Source organism: Thalassobacter sp. HA4-2, assembly GCF_055693705.1.
Window position 1 is genome coordinate 2,292,082 of sequence record NZ_JBVFUK010000001.1, and the last position, 14,941, is coordinate 2,307,022.

12 protein-coding genes and 1 pseudogene are annotated in these 14,941 nt (G+C 57.3%); 6 read left to right on the forward strand and 7 right to left on the reverse strand.

Features of this window, described 5'->3' with window-relative positions; translation table 11 throughout:
- Positions 1-9: 9 nt before the first annotated feature.
- Positions 10-1,641: an alpha-D-glucose phosphate-specific phosphoglucomutase gene (locus tag ACZ1G0_RS11420; RefSeq protein ID WP_472737053.1), complete on the forward strand. Its 1,632-nt coding sequence runs from the start codon at positions 10-12 to the stop codon at positions 1,639-1,641.
- Here the strand turns inward: ACZ1G0_RS11420 and ACZ1G0_RS11425 are convergent.
- A pseudogene (locus ACZ1G0_RS11425) lies at positions 1,634-3,231 on the reverse strand (alpha-amylase family glycosyl hydrolase). The gene ACZ1G0_RS11420 and the pseudogene ACZ1G0_RS11425 overlap by 8 nt on opposite strands.
- A 162-nt stretch (positions 3,232-3,393) precedes the next feature.
- On the opposite strand from ACZ1G0_RS11425, the gene ACZ1G0_RS11430 reads away from it, so the two are divergent.
- Genes ACZ1G0_RS11430 through ACZ1G0_RS11440 form a run of 3 tightly spaced genes read left to right on the forward strand, consistent with a single transcriptional unit; the run spans position 3,394 to position 7,495 of the window.
- Positions 3,394-4,578, forward strand: coding sequence for a hypothetical protein (locus ACZ1G0_RS11430; protein WP_472737054.1), 1,185 nt, complete (start codon positions 3,394-3,396; stop codon positions 4,576-4,578).
- Positions 4,461-6,905: a hypothetical protein gene (locus tag ACZ1G0_RS11435; protein ID WP_472737055.1), complete on the forward strand. Its 2,445-nt coding sequence runs from the start codon at positions 4,461-4,463 to the stop codon at positions 6,903-6,905. The genes ACZ1G0_RS11430 and ACZ1G0_RS11435 overlap by 118 nt, the downstream gene beginning before the upstream one ends.
- Positions 6,906-6,928: 23 nt before the next feature.
- Positions 6,929-7,495: a hypothetical protein gene (locus tag ACZ1G0_RS11440; RefSeq protein WP_472737056.1), complete on the forward strand. Its 567-nt coding sequence runs from the start codon at positions 6,929-6,931 to the stop codon at positions 7,493-7,495.
- Between the two features lie 13 nt (positions 7,496-7,508).
- Here ACZ1G0_RS11440 and ACZ1G0_RS11445 read toward each other — a convergent pair whose 3' ends face one another.
- From ACZ1G0_RS11445 to ACZ1G0_RS11460, 4 genes are read right to left on the reverse strand one after another with little or no spacing between them, the layout of a single operon-like run.
- Positions 7,509-8,111: a GNAT family N-acetyltransferase gene (locus tag ACZ1G0_RS11445; RefSeq protein ID WP_472737057.1), complete on the reverse strand. Its 603-nt coding sequence runs from the start codon at positions 8,109-8,111 to the stop codon at positions 7,509-7,511.
- A complete protein-coding gene (locus ACZ1G0_RS11450) occupies positions 8,108-9,574 on the reverse strand; it encodes an AMP-binding protein (RefSeq protein ID WP_472737058.1) in 1,467 nt (488 codons plus the stop codon). Before ACZ1G0_RS11450 ends, ACZ1G0_RS11445 begins: the two co-directional genes overlap by 4 nt.
- Before the next feature lie 30 nt (positions 9,575-9,604).
- The gene (locus ACZ1G0_RS11455) at positions 9,605-11,350 is read right to left on the reverse strand and encodes a GSCFA domain-containing protein (RefSeq protein ID WP_472737059.1); all 1,746 of its coding nucleotides are present in this window, start codon (positions 11,348-11,350) and stop codon (positions 9,605-9,607) included.
- Positions 11,343-11,579 (reverse strand): acyl carrier protein, encoded by a 237-nt coding sequence (locus ACZ1G0_RS11460; RefSeq protein ID WP_472737060.1) that lies wholly within the window; start codon positions 11,577-11,579, stop codon positions 11,343-11,345. Before ACZ1G0_RS11460 ends, ACZ1G0_RS11455 begins: the two co-directional genes overlap by 8 nt.
- A 257-nt stretch (positions 11,580-11,836) precedes the next feature.
- Here ACZ1G0_RS11460 and ACZ1G0_RS11465 point away from each other — a divergent pair, with 257 nt between their 5' ends.
- Positions 11,837-13,027: a glycosyltransferase family 10 domain-containing protein gene (locus tag ACZ1G0_RS11465; protein ID WP_472737061.1), complete on the forward strand. Its 1,191-nt coding sequence runs from the start codon at positions 11,837-11,839 to the stop codon at positions 13,025-13,027.
- A 56-nt stretch (positions 13,028-13,083) separates the two neighbouring features.
- On the opposite strand, the gene ACZ1G0_RS11470 is transcribed toward ACZ1G0_RS11465, so the two are convergent.
- The gene (locus ACZ1G0_RS11470) at positions 13,084-13,440 is read right to left on the reverse strand and encodes a hypothetical protein (RefSeq protein ID WP_472737837.1); all 357 of its coding nucleotides are present in this window, start codon (positions 13,438-13,440) and stop codon (positions 13,084-13,086) included.
- On the opposite strand from ACZ1G0_RS11470, the gene ACZ1G0_RS11475 reads away from it, so the two are divergent.
- Positions 13,392-13,787: an FkbM family methyltransferase gene (locus ACZ1G0_RS11475; protein WP_472737062.1), complete on the forward strand. Its 396-nt coding sequence runs from the start codon at positions 13,392-13,394 to the stop codon at positions 13,785-13,787. The two genes, ACZ1G0_RS11470 and ACZ1G0_RS11475, sit on opposite strands and share 49 nt — an antisense overlap.
- Positions 13,788-13,793: 6 nt before the next feature.
- Here the strand turns inward: ACZ1G0_RS11475 and ACZ1G0_RS11480 are convergent, their stop codons facing one another.
- A complete protein-coding gene (locus ACZ1G0_RS11480) occupies positions 13,794-14,906 on the reverse strand; it encodes a glycosyltransferase family 10 domain-containing protein (RefSeq protein ID WP_472737063.1) in 1,113 nt (370 codons plus the stop codon).
- Positions 14,907-14,941 lie beyond the last annotated feature (35 nt).

The following is a 14,941-nucleotide window of genomic DNA, read 5'->3' on the forward strand; positions in this document are numbered from 1 at the left end:
GGGGATACCATGCCCACACAAACCGTACGCACCCACCCGATCGACGGACAAAAGCCCGGCACCAGCGGCTTGCGCAAAAAGACCCACGTGTTCAAGCGGCCCCACTTTCTGGAAAACTATGTGCAAGCGATCTTTGACGGGATCGACGGCGTTGCAGGCAAGACCCTTATCGTGGGGGGCGACGGGCGGTATTACAACGACCGCGCGATCCAGGTTATCCTGCGCATGGCGGCGGCCAATGGGGCGGCGCTGTGCATCGTCGGTCAGGGCGGCATCCTGTCCACGCCTGCCGCATCCCACCTGATCCGCAAACGTGCGGCGGACGGTGGGTTGATCCTGTCGGCCAGCCATAATCCCGGCGGGCCGAACGCCGACTTTGGCCTGAAGTACAATGGCCCCAACGGGGGCCCCGCGACGGAAACGGTGACGGACAAGATTTTCGCCCGCACGCTGACCATTGACAGCTATAAGATCGAGGCCGCCGAGGATGTGGATCTGGACACCCTTGGCACCCAGACCCTTGCCGGTATGCGGGTCGAGATTGTGAACCCTGTCACCGACTACGCAGCCCTGATGGAAACCCTATTCGATTTCGACAAGATCGCCGCCCTGTTCGCAGGCGGGTTCACCATGCGGTTCGACGCGATGCATGCGGTCACCGGTCCCTATGCGCGCGCCATCCTTGAGGATCGTTTGGGCGCGGCCCCGGGCACAGTGATGAATGGCACGCCCAGTCCCGACTTCGGTGGCGGCCATCCGGACCCGAACCCCACGTGGGCCAAGGACCTGATGGACATCATGTACAGTGCCGATGCGCCGGATTTCGGCGCCGCCTCTGACGGGGACGGCGACCGGAACATGATCGTAGGTCGGCACGCCTATGTGACCCCGTCCGACAGCCTTGCGGTCTTGACTGCCCATGCCCACCTTGCGCCCGGATATGCACGCGGATTGGCCGGGGTTGCGCGGTCCATGCCGACATCTCAGGCCGCCGACCGCGTGGCAGAGGCGCTTGGCATCAGCTGCTACGAAACCCCCACGGGCTGGAAGTTCTTTGGCAACCTGCTGGACGCAGGCAAAGCCACCCTGTGCGGCGAGGAAAGTGCTGGCACCGGGTCCGACCACGTGCGGGAAAAAGACGGGCTATGGGCCGTGCTGCTGTGGCTGAACATCTTGGCGGAAACCGGCAAATCCGTCGCTGACCTGATGGCGGACTTCTGGGCGACCTACGGGCGCTGTTACTATTCTCGCCACGACTACGAGGCTGTGGACAGCACCGCCGCCGCCGCCATGATGGACGGGTTACGCGGGCAATTGGACGCGCTGGCAGGCTCAACCCACAACGGGCTGACCGTGCGACAGGCCGATGAATTCGCCTACGACGATCCCGTGGACGGGTCACATTCGGCGGCGCAAGGCATCCGCATCCTGTTCGAAGACGGCGCACGCGCAGTATTCCGCCTGTCCGGCACAGGCACCGAAGGGGCCACCGTCCGCCTGTACCTAGAAGCGCTTGAGACGCGCCCAGACCATTTGGACCAAGCCCCCGCCGACGCACTGGCAGCGGTGTGTCAGGCGGCCATGGGCATTTCTGCCCTGTCCACCCACACGGGCCGGGACACGCCGGACGTTGTTACGTGACGTCCAGCGCAACCTTACCGGTCAAATAGGCCCAACCATTTCCCGTAAGTGACAGCTTACTATCTGACAGGGTCGCGTGATGGCTGACGCGGATTTCCGTGGCCGGCGCGTTCAGCGTGAAAGCATCCTTGGACAGGTTGAACACGCAGGTGTGCCCGTCCCCGCGGGTAAAGACCAGTAGCGGCTCTGGCAATTCGAGGAACTCCGTCGCGCCGGTGGCAAGGTCCGCACTGGCTTTGCGATAAGCGATCATGTCCTTGTAAAAGGCCAAGATCCCATCTGGGGCCTGCGCATCCACGGCATTCGCCGCTTGGGGCGCTTTTACGGGCAACCACGGTTTGACGGTCGAGAAACCGGCATTGGGCGCATCCGCCTCCCACACCATGGGGGTACGGCAGCCATCTCGGCCCTTAACGGCAGGCCAGAACCGGATCGCAGGGGGATCGGTCAACTCCTCGAAGGTCATCTCCGTTTCCAGCTGCCCCAGCTCTTCGCCCTGATAGATGCCAATGGTACCCTCGAAGGCCATCAGCATCGCACAGCCCAGGCGCGCCATGGCGTCGTGGCTGACCGCATGGCCGTTCCACCGGCTAACGTGGCGGGGCACATCGTGGTTGCTGAACGACCAATAAGGGTGACCATCGGGCGCGCCCCGCTGGAACCCTTGGATACAGTTCTGGAAATGGGCTGCGTTGAAATCAGGACCCAACATGGCAAAGCTGTAGGCCATGTGCAGACGATCGCGGCCTTCGGTGTATTCCCCCATGATCTCGATGGACCGGCGGCCCATCTCGCCCACCTCGCCCACCATCATGATGTCGTCATACTGGTCCGTCAGGGCGCGCAGGCGTTCGATGAAGCCCAGGTTCTCGGGCCGGGTCTTGTTGTAGATGTTGCGCTGCATCCCGTACAGGTCGGTCGCCATGACCTGCGGCGCCACCTGTGCCGGCGGGTTGGAGCGCAGCTGTTGGTCATGGAAATAGTAGTTCACTGTGTCCAGACGGAACCCATCCAGGCCCCGATCTAGCCAGAATTTGCAGGTGTCCAGGATCGCGTCCACGACATCTGGGTTGTGGAAGTTGAGGTCGGGCTGGCTGGCCAGAAAGTTGTGCAGATAGTATTGGCCGCGGCCAGGATCGAACTCCCACGCGGGGCCACCGAAATGACTGTGCCAATTCGTCGGGGGGATCCATCGGGCAACGGGTCGGCCCAGACATACCAATCGGCCTTATCGTTGGTCCGGTCCCGGCGCGACGCCTTGAACCAATCGTGCTGGTCGGAGGTGTGGGACAACACTTGGTCCACAATCACCTTCAGGCCCAGCCCGTGGGCCGCCGAGATCAGCGCGTCAAAGTCATCCATGTCCCCAAACAGCGGATCCACGGCCAGATAATCCGACACGTCGTAACCCATGTCCGCCTGCGGGCTGGCAAAGATGGGGGACAGCCAGATGCAATCGGCCCCCAGATTCGCGATATGGGGCAGACGGCGCGTGATCCCGGCCAAATCGCCAACCCCGTCACCGTTGTCGTCCTGATAGGACCGGGGATACACCTGATACACGATTGCGCTGCGCCACCATTCGGCCATGGGACATCCCCCTGTGTGATCTAAATTTCAATCCGATTGGCGCAGTTTAGCGCTAACGACAAGCGCAAACGGCACGATCCGCATCCGATTGCAGGTTTTCCTTCCCCAACGTCAAATCGACCGCTAGCGTGGTCGTATTAGTTTTAAGTTTTGGATGACGCCATGCCCCCGAAATCAGAGGTCGACCCAAAGGTCGTCGCAGCAGAACTTCAGGAAACCCTAAGAACAGCGCGTAAAAAAGATCTGAACTTTGCGCTGCTCATGACAAAGGACGGCATGGTCTTAGAGGCCCATCCAAACAAGGCATCTGGCGTGATGCGTCGTCAAGCAAAGGCAAAGGGCGGCGGGCCAAAGGGTGTCGAAGGTGTGATGACCGTCAGTGGCAAGATCATCAACCTCAGGGCCGCAGATGATGATTTCCCAAAGACCTTGCCCAAGGTTGCCAAGAAATGGCTCAAGACACTCGGGATCGCGATGAAGGTGGTCATCACCCTGCCCGGTGGCGAGGTTGTAGACGACGGCGAAGACGACGACGCGACAACAGACACCTTTGTCAAAGACGCAGAAACGCCCCCCGCCGTCCCCGACGGCCCGGCCCCTGCCGACGTCGATGACGTTTTGGCCGAACGGCGTGCGTTGCTGTCGGCCAAGATAAAGGCGCTGGTGGCACGGGCAATACCCCTGAAAACAAAACAACCGCAGGCTGCGGCGAAACTGATCGAAGGGTTAAAAACGGCAACAGCACAACTAAGCAAAGGCAAACTGGACGCCACAGCGACACTTTTGGAACGGATCGAAAGCGGTCTGGCGAAAGTTGAGGCGATCCCTGACGCCCCTGCACCCGCCCTGCCACCCGAGACGGCGGAAGCGCCCCTGCCCCCCACGCCACCAGAGCTTCGGGCGCAATTGGAAAAATCCGGGCAGCGCGGACAAACCTGGCCCCGCAGTATGACGATCTGCAAAAGCGCGGCTTGCCCTCGGCCAAGAAACAAGCGGCCAAGCTGGATGCAGCGTTCGAGCGGGCGATGGACACGCAAGCAGTTCAGGACGCGGTCAAAGTCATCAAAGCGCTGCAGACTTTCGTCGTGGCACAGCTCAAGGAAATTCCGGCCCCCACCCTTTGGGAAAAGACAGGCACAGGCAACACCGCCCCTTCCCCAGAGGAACTGGCACAGGCCAAGTCGATCGCCAGCAAATTTCCAGGCGCCGCAGCCGCTGCCGAAAGCGCCATGTCCAGCTTTGGCAAGGTCGTTGGCGACGTGGAGGCGACGCCAGAACTGTTGGCTCAATCCAAAGGTGAGGTGCAGACGGCCCAACGCCAGAAAGTCGTCCTTGCGGCCAAGCTGAAACGTCTTGAAGCCGCGCCAGATAGTGAAGCCAAGACCGCTCAGTTGGCCATGCTCACGACCGATATGGCCACCTTGACCGATCGTTTAGACAAGGCAATGGCCTTTGACAAAGCCCTGCGCGGTAAAAAGGCGCTTGGCGATGCCTTGACCTTTGGCCCGCTGTCCAAGGACTCTGCCAAAGGACTGTCCGACGAGGCTGCGAAATCCTTGATCGAAGGTTTTGCGCGCAACCCAGAACTGACCACCGCTACAGTGGGCATGATCCGCAAGGCCAAATACCCCGAGGTGATGGCCAAGGGGTTGTCCAACGTGTTGGACAAACAGGAGGCTGGATTTGCGTCAGACAGTGGACGCAAGCTTACGGCGGGGTCCGCGACATCTGAGGCTTATGCCAAACAATTGGTCGAGGCTTCGGGCCATGTGGGGGACGGATATTTTGACCGTCTGGATGACTATCTCGCCTCTGGTCGTCAGTTCGTTGCCGACCCCTTCGGCGGCCTGACCGCAGCCAATCCGACGCAGCGCGCGCAATTGCGGTCGACCAAAATCGCCAGCGCGTTGCTGGATAGTGAAGGCAACATTGACCTGACCTCAGATTCGGCCAAGGGCGCGGTGGGGGACATGCTGTTCAACCCATCCGTACTGATAAACCAAACTCCGGCCATGACCGAGCATGCGCTCGAAACCATTGCCTTTTTCAACGACCCCAAAACAGGTCCAAAGGCACAGGCAGTTTTGGACGATATGCCCGATGCGCCCCTTGGCGCTGGCCTCGGACTTGTCCGCCGATCTTTGGGCAAGGGCGAGACGGATCCCGTAACCAAACGCGATGCACAAGCGGCAGTCGTGGCCTCCATGCTGAAACCGCTGGATCAAGGCCCCGTAGGGTCGTGTTTTTCAACGGCGCCGGCCCGGCGCCTGCGCGAGACGCAGCCTGTGGATGCCATGGCGTCCTATGCCCAAATCGCCGGCAAGGGCACTTATAAACCGCCCTTCGGCCCTGAGGTGGCTGCGATCACTCTGCTGCCTGCGGACGAAGACCCGATCATGCGCAGCCTTGAATACTCACTGGCAACATCAACCGCCCGAAAGGCCGGGTCTTCTCGCGCAACGACCTTTGCACGAAAATCACTGGCAGGCACTACGGCCATGGCGGCCCAACTGCGCGAGATCCAAAAGGAAGATGACAAAGCAACCGGTGGCCTGAAAGGCTTTGCCGCCAAGGTCAAACACAAGTGGAACAGCAAAAAGCTGCCCGAGAAACTGATCAAGGCCATGACCGAAGCGTTCAGCTTTACCTATGATCCGACCTCCACGATCACGGATTCAAACGATGGCAGTTCAAGCACAGGTCGTTACATCCTGACGCACAAAGCGTCCGGCCAAGAGGTGCGAAGCAAAGCGGACTTTTCGGCGGCGGCGGCGAAGGTCGGCATTGCATTCATGGGGTTCGAAGCTGGATCTGATGCAGCCAAGGCCGTCACAACCTATACCGCCACGGATGCCTTTGTGAGTATGTTTGAAACAGCGGGTTACACACCTTGGGCCCTTTCGTCCGGAGGCCAAACCACCGCTGCAACGCAAACGATGTTCGGGGACGACATGAAACAAAAGGAATTTGTTGCCAAAGGCGGAGCCACCTCTGATGTCCATGACCGGGCCGAGGAGATTTTAACATCCATGGTCAGCGGCTTTGGCGATACAGATGCCGAAATGGTCACGATCCGAACAGTGGGCATGCACGGCTTTAACGCCACACCAAACGATCCTTCTCTGGACGTGTTGAAAGGCGACACACCGCAAGAGGTCGCGCAGAATGTCAAAACCGAACTGGTGGACAAAGGGACTGCACTGAAGGCCAAAGTGATGACACTGGATCAGACTGTGGCCATCTACGACCGTAGCTTTGACCGCATCAAAGGCAGTCTTGGCGGCGACGCCGGGTATCTGGCGACCGTGACCGCAGCCATTGATGCACATCGCCCGACTGCGGGCCTGACCACAGACGACCTTGCCAAGGCGGTGGCCGCAGCGAATAAGCAGGCGGTGGCTGCGCTACCCTATCCAGACAAACCAACTGCCGAAGCTGAATTCACCAAGTTTGGGACACGCGCGGCCGAAAACCTTGCACGGGACGAGCTTGGCGCGCCCGAGTTCGTAATCGCCGATACCAACTGGGGATCGTCCGAAAGCCACACCTATTTTGTAATGGCTCCAGACCTTCGCACCGGTGAGCCTACTTTGTACCAAAAGACCATTCCGCCGGGTGACTTGCGCCCTGCAACCGACGACTGGTCCCGGGCCGAGTGGGCCTCGATTGAATAACGCTCAAAGGAGCTCGTATGTGCATGACCGATAGTATCCCCCTGATTGAACTAGGCCTGACAGACAGCCTCGAACGCATTGTGATCCTCGACGACAGTGACGAGGTGCAAAGCGTCTCGGCCCTTGTGTCCGCTGTTCCGGGCCTGCTGAACGCCGAATGCGCGGCGCAGTTGGCAGTCGCAGTGAACCATTTGACCGTCGGTGATGGGTTCGAAGTGATATTGGACCCTGCCGCCTACCGCGCCGCCTACGAGGCGCAATTGGCAACCGAGGACCCGATGCAACCGTGGTCCGAGGGCGTCATGCGTCTTGTGGATTTTGGACGTCCCGATTTCGACCAGATTGCCGCGCCCCATTGGACCGGCACATCCGTGATTTTTCATGCACGCGATGGTTTCACCGGTCTGCCCTACCGGGTGGAGGCCGCCCTATCCCCCAATGTCCGGCCTCTCTCCGAGGACGACTACGCCGCGCTGCCTTTGACGCCAATTACGATGGGGACGGCAAATTCTGCCCCCGTGGAAATGTCGGACGAGGCCAAAGCCTTTCTCGAAATGATGGCGAATGATATCGAAGAACCTGGCAACTGAGAGCAGCGAGATGTTAGGCGATGGTCGGTCTGCCCTCCAGCCTCCAAAGCTGCTTGCGCACTGACGTCTCGCTCAGATTTTCAAAAGATAATGCGGTGTAGAACTTCTGAGCGGCAACGTTGTTTTTGTCCACGTGCAAATGAATAGTGTCGGGGCCAATACGATTTTGAAATGCTGCAAAAAGTTGCCGGCCAATCCCCTGTCCCCGTTGAGCGTCATCTACTGCGACCCGGGAGACATACGTCCCGGTCGCGCCGTCATTTACAGCCGCTACGCCGTAATCCTCGGCCTCTAGACGTTGTTTCAAGACCTGCCGGCCCGTGCGATCTAAACGCCGCAGACTTGCCAGCATGCTGTTGCGCTGCCTGACCTCCAGTTCGGCCACCGGGAAGTGACAAATAATCCCTACCGCCCTGTCATCGATCATACAGACAAACGGATTGGAGCACTCGGTCGATGGATTTACGACCTCTTCTTCAATCAAATCGTCCAAAGACGCGCGATCTATGGGAAGCAACGAGTAAAAATCGAAAGACTGCACAATCAATTCAACGATGTCCGGCAGATACGAACGCCCCAAACGCAGTTCTGAAAAGTGTTGAAACGCTATGGTCATTCGCTTTTCGACGCCATCAAAGCCGTATAGAGTTTCAGTGTCGCTTTGCTGTCCAATTTATCATTGGCACTTCTTGGAATGCGATCAACTTCGATGATGCGCTTCGGGATTGCATGCTTCTCGATATATGTCTGAAGGGCAAGCTTGAGCTTGCGCTCTTCCAGCGGCATCCCCTCGACCCGCTCCACCACTGCGGCCAGATAATCATCATATTTGAATGCGACGGCGACCTTCCATCCGGTGGCTCTGATGGCTGCGGCCACCTCGCCCAATTCAACGCGATACCCTCTGATTTTTACCTGAAAATCAATGCGTTCCTTGAAAAAATATTCACCGTCTATGCGTTGGACCCAGTCCCCGCTTCTGTATGCAGGACGCCCTTCGTGTTCGGTAAAGACGGCCGCAGTCTTATCTGGATCATTCCAATACCCAACGGCGACCTGCGGCCCAACGATCAACGCCTCGCCCTCATTTTCGGAGGGTCCATCTACCAGATGGATTTCCATATCCTCAACCGGATCACCAAAAGCCACACAGTTGCCGCAGTATTGCAAATAATTGTCATGACGCAGGGTTCGGCATGTCATTGTGATCGTCGTTTCCGTGGGTCCGTAGGAATTCTGAAATACGATCTTGGGATTCGCGGCGAACACAGCATCAAGATGTTCCTTGAACAAGGGTTCACCCGCCGTTGTAATCAAACGAATGGAGGCGAATGTCTCGGCATTCAACTGATTGCCACGTTCCATCTGACTTAGGACACTAGGAACAGACCCCCATACCGTGATCTTGTTCTTTCCCACAAAATCACCCGGCCGCATTGTATCCGCTGTGGTGACAAGTGGGTAAAGCGCGCCACCAAAGCAAAAGGCGGCACATATGTCTGTCAACGACATGTCAAACGCAAGATTTGGCTGCTGCGAGATGCGATCCTGCGGCGTGATCTCGAAACACTCTTGCCAATTGACGAAACTGGTCATTGCACGCCGTGGGATGATAACACCTTTGGGCGTGCCCGTTGAGCCGGACGTAAAGATGATATGCGAATAGTCGTGACGCGATCCCGGGCCATCCATCGTTTTGGAAAGGTCGACATCCTCAGGACAAATCAAAACAGCATCTGGATAGGCTGCCCCGAGTTCGCCCAGTGCTTCACGCTCTGCCACAATGGTATCTGGCTTTAGCTGAGAGACGATGCCCTGCAATTTACCGATTGGAGATGAGGTATTCAGCGGTGCGTAATATGCCCCAGCCATGCCTGCCCCCAGAAACGCGGCATAGGTCATGTGTTGCTTGGGCAGCGCAATCGCAATCCGCTCCGCCTTATGTTCGGAAAACAGATGGGAAAATGCGCGTGCAGCGCGCTCCAAGTCCCGGTACAGCCAAGTTTCATCTTCGGTTACAATTGCATCTTCCGCCGCAAACTTGCTTGCCACAGAAATAAACCGATCAATTGGATCCATCGTACGCACCTATCTACTGGGCATTAAGAATCAAGCACTGGCCTCAAGGGCCTGAGCACGGGCATTCTCCATAAAAGCTATGAAATTGTCATATCCCGGGATTTCTGTGATTTTATCAGACAGGCTCAATACGCTTTCGATCTTGGCTATGTCTTTTTCTGCCCGCGCAAATCGCGCAAACCGGACTTTCCATATCTTTTCAAGATCGTCATCCACCTTGATAGCTTCCATCAGGTAGTCAAACATCTTACGGCCACCACTTAAATAAAGCGTCTTATCCAAGTACCGTAGCACCGCCGTTTTCGCCCGGGGGTCGCAATTACGTGCGAACAGTTCATCGCTGCGTTCAATCACTTCATCAAAACGGCGCGCCCGAAACAGGGCCGAAATCTCTTCGACGTATGGGCGATCTGGCCCACCTGTTTTGGCCTTGCCCGTCTTTTGAAAGGCCTCAAGCTTTTCCAGCGACGACACGACCGTTTCGTCCGTGCTATTCCAAGCCTTTACAGTGCTGATCAACACGCCCAAGTCGTGCTCCGATCCGTAGGTCTGCATCGGTACACGGGCAGCGTTTATGAACTTTGCCTGATCCTCTGCCGGAATATCACCGACCCGTTGCATCACCCAATCACAGGCCTTTTGCCCCCTGAATGCTCCGTTCAGGGCCTGTAGGAACACCAAGTCAAACGCCACCGACAAAGTTGCGCCTGCGGCAATGCCATCCTCACAGACTTTAATGGCACCTTCAAAATCTTCATCAATACAAAGCGCCTCAGCATGGGCTATGGCGTTCAATGCCTCGTAGCCGCTGGAGGCGCCTTGATATTTATGAAGCATTTCAGCGGTCAAGCGATTGCTCATACAGGGCAGTGTATGATTATAAGAAAAATCAGAAAAACCGAATTTACGATCACTCAGATCGGCAAATTCCATGCCTGGCAGATATTCAACGTTATCATACTCGGTAGAAACACGCTCGGCCGCGACGCGCTGACAAGCCCGCGCATAGGTTTGCTCAATAAGGCTGTCGTCGGTTGTAAAGACCGTCGGCTGGAACACTGGCGAGGCAGTAATGAAAATGATGGGTGATACGGCCGTATTCTTATTGATCACGTCAACAGTGCGATGAAGGCTTTCTTCACAGGCTTCCAGATTGAAGCGATGCAACTCAAACCGATCTGGATAAATCTCGACCATGCGTTTGGTTGGCATACTGTTGAGGTATAGCTTCGTTTCGGCGTCATACCAAAGCTCGATCCCGCCGGTTGTTACAATAACAACGTCAGAATGTTTGACCTTCTGATAGGTGGCGTTGAAAATCGCCCTATGACGACGCGCCTCCTCCTTCGCGTGGGCAAAAGAGAAGTTAATTTGCATATCCGCCCACTCGTCATCCACGACGACGAACGCATCGTCCGAGTTCTGACAATCGGGGTCGATGGCCCATGTAATTTCGTTCGTAGCCACATCTTGGTGGTAGACATTGTACCGGTTGTACTGCTGTAACACAGAACCGGGTAGGCTCAGGTCGCTGGGCGTGGAATTGATCTGACAGCCTGCAATACTGAGCGCACGCTCAATCTGACGGCCATAACAGTTGCCCGCAACAAAAAAACCAGGGTTCTCGACAAATTGGTTTTGGGGCCTGATGACGGGCTTTGCGTAAGGGAAAAGGCGGGCCTTTCCCTTATTTCGGCCCGGAAAATTACGCAGCTTATTGGTCGAGAAATTCGAAGTAACTTGATCATACGAGAGGCGCTGGAAAGACTTAGCCACCGTTCGCCTCCAGATACTTCATGATGCGCGAAACGGAATCGAAATTCTCGACAGTGACCGCCGATGGCTCGATCCTCATTTTGGTTGCGTCTTCAATGAAGGCCAGCATGGAGGTCATGGTGAAGCTGTCGATGTAGCCATCCGTGAACAACAGGGTGTCGTCGTTAAATTCATCTGTGCTCAGACCTGCATCTTCACAGATAAACGCGATCAATTCTTCTTTTTTCATGGTGCTCGACTGCTCCGGCATGTTTGGTTTTGGGCTAAGGCTAGGGCATTGCTGGACAGTGAGCAACACTGTGATACGGTTTATGGTTCATCGCGCAACACTGTCGATACTGCTTTGCGGCTTGCGCTCGCATTGCGCCCCGGCTTGACATCCGCCTTTGCTTCACCCGCCAAAACCGGTAGCCGTTACGCGATACGCATGGAAATAGGGATCAGGTTTGACAGGCTTGGCAGCCAGCATAGGGGCGTGAGGGCACAATGACATTCGATTTCAGTCGCTTGTCGCCAGACCGCGTGCGCCGGGGCATACGCGCGCGATGGGATCAAAAGCTGGCAGAGCTGGGTTCAGCCCGCGATTGGGTGCGCCATCAGGTCGGGCTGCCTGATGCTGCGTGCCAATGCCAACGCGGTCCCCTAGCAAGCCCGCAGGACGCAAAATCAGCGGACATCGTGGTGCGCTGCTACGACAATTGGAAGGACTACTTTGACAGCGGCCTGCGCAATGCCACCCCCGGCGGTCGCTGCGTTTGGGACGGCGTTGCCTTTACCCGGGACCCGGCGGTGCCCGCCGACTGGCATGTGTTTTTCAATTCGATGGACTTTCATCAACCGTTCGTCCGCTTTAAGGGCGCACCCCGTCGCACGATTTTTGCCGTCGCTGAACCGCCCACACCGATCCACATGCCATGGCATCGAGCCCAGGGAACAGACACCATTGTGCTGACCTGTGACCCCGACGCCGTAGAACGCTTTGCAGATCAGCCGCGTCGCTATGTGCCCGTGCCGTCCACCATCAGATCTTGGTCTGTAGACAGACCTTATGATGACCTGAAGGCCACGACGATCCAGCCCAAGGACAAGCCCAAACATCTTTCTTGGATTTGTTCGGACGAGGCAATCTTGAGCGGTCACCGCTACCGCCTCGCCTTTTTGCAGGCACTGAAGGCGCGGGTGCCCTTTGATCACTATGGGCGCGGGTTCCGTGAGATTGCGGACAAGTGGCCCGCTCTGGCCCCCTACCGCTATTCCATCGCCTTCGAAAACTACCGCGGGCCCCTGCTGATGACGGAGAAACTGATGGATTGCTTTGTGGCTGAAACGATGCCGATCTACTACGGCAGCCCGAATGTCACCGACTACTTTCCACGCGAAAGCATGGTGATCATTGATCCCGAGGACCCAGATGTCTTTCGCATCATCGCCGATGTAGCAGCATCGGACCTTTGGCTGCGCAACCGAGAGGCCGTGCTAGAGGCCAAGCGCATCACGTTGGGCGAAATGAACATGTTCGCACGATTGGCGCGCTTCATCCGCAGCGAACACGAAGCGGTGCGCGACGAACCGCGTCGCTGGATGCGCGTTGAACAAATCGCGCTCAATTATTCCGCAGACCTTTGGACCGGACCGCCCGATGAAGAATTCGCTTTGCATAGAAGAGCTTCGCCATGATCAGCCTCGTGGGCGGCGGTTTGCGCAAACTCGCGCGGGACTTGGGCCTGCAATCGTCAAAGACAAGACGCAAGATCGCTGATGATCTGGCAGAATACGACGGGATGCTTGACCTGCTTTTGTCCGCAGCAGGCCTCCCGGCCGAAGCATCCCAAGCGCAGTTGAAACAAGACATTGCCGCTCTGGTCTGCACTGGATTCAAACGTGACGGGTTCTTTGTTGATATCGGCGCAGCGGACCCAGTCCAATCCAGCAATACCGTTATGCTTGAAAGGGTCTTTGGCTGGAACGGCATCTGCGCAGAGGCCAACACCTATTTTCATGATGCCCTGCGCGCCCACCGCAATTGTGTTGTGGACGGACGATGTGTCTGGACAAGTTCGGGCGATACAAAATCCTTTCACTTCACCCAAGCGCGCACCCTATCCACCCTGTCGGATTTCGTGAATTGCGATCACCACGCACAGGCTCGGGAACAGGCCCGGGTTGGATCGGTAGAAACGGTGTCTCTGAACGACTTGCTGCAATCGCACAACGCGCCCCCCATGTGGATTTTCTCTCCATGGACACCGAGGGCAGCGAGTTGGCGATCCTCGAAGCCTTCGATTTCACGACCACGACCTTTGGCTTTATCTGCATTGAGCACAATTATGCACCAAACCGCGAGGCGATCCACGACTTGCTGGCCCGTCACGGGTACATGCGAATTTGGACGCGGCAGAGCGCATGGGACGATTGGTATGTGCCCGCTCGCCCATAGCCGACATCAACCGTAGTGCAGCACCACCTGTCTGATGGTCATCCAACGCTTGGGGTCTGGCTGGGTGGTCTCGTGTTCGCGTCGGATAAAGCGCGCAATCCGCTTGAAGGCGTTCATCTCGTCCAACACGATGCGCTTGGCCTCCAACACTGCGTCCCGGTTCCTTAGCCATCGGTCCGAAGCAACAACATCTGCAATAATGCGGAAAACATCTGGGTCCTCAGGATCAATAATGACCATGCTTTCGGCTGGAAAATAATCTGTCACAGCGGGGCTGCCGTGATAGATCGGCATGGTCTCGGCCACAAAACAATCCATCAGCTTTTCCGACATCACCAAAGGCGCGCGATAGTTTTCATAGGCGAGGCTATAGCGGTAGGGTGCCAGCGCGGGCCACTTGTCATAAATCTCTTGGAAGCCCCGACCATAGAGATCGAAGTCGACATGACCCTTCAGCTCGTTCAAGAACTGCATCCGCGCTCGATGCCCCGCGATCTGGGTCTGGGAACTGGTGATCCACGACAGGGCTTTTGTCTTTTCCGCCGGTGGGATCGTGTTGTCCTTCAGCGTGCGGTAACTGCGGTCCACGGACCACGAACGCACCAGCAAGGGTACCCTTTCAAATCGGCGCGGCAGGCCGGCATAGGGCGCGTCCTCGTGATCGCAGGTCAACACGATCGTGCCCTCCCCTTGGCCCAGATGCCAAGGCCGATGCACAGGTGATGCGGGCTCTCCCAAGGCGAACAAGGTGCGGTTGGGACGCCCCCTGAACCGTACCATCTTCTGGTGCCAGTCGATGGAGTTAAGAATGACGTGCCAATCCGCCGCTGGCTTACGCCCACGGACAAAGGCCACACCGTCAAAAATGCAGTCGCCATTCTCGGACGCGTTGGCCATGTCCCGGCGCACGTATGCATACCAGTTGTCGTACACCCGTACGACGATGTCGGCCTGCGCTGCACGCGCCGGGTCCGCCAAGGGGCCCCGTTCGCAAGTACAATCCAGCGTACGCAGGCCGATCTCGCGGACCAGCCGGTTGTAAACTCGCGCAGGCAGTCTGGACGCCTGTGAAAGGAACGTCGTATTTGCCCGATCCCGCAAAGGCCCATTCATCGCCATGTCTCCGCATGCTGGCTGACGGCTATTCGTAACAT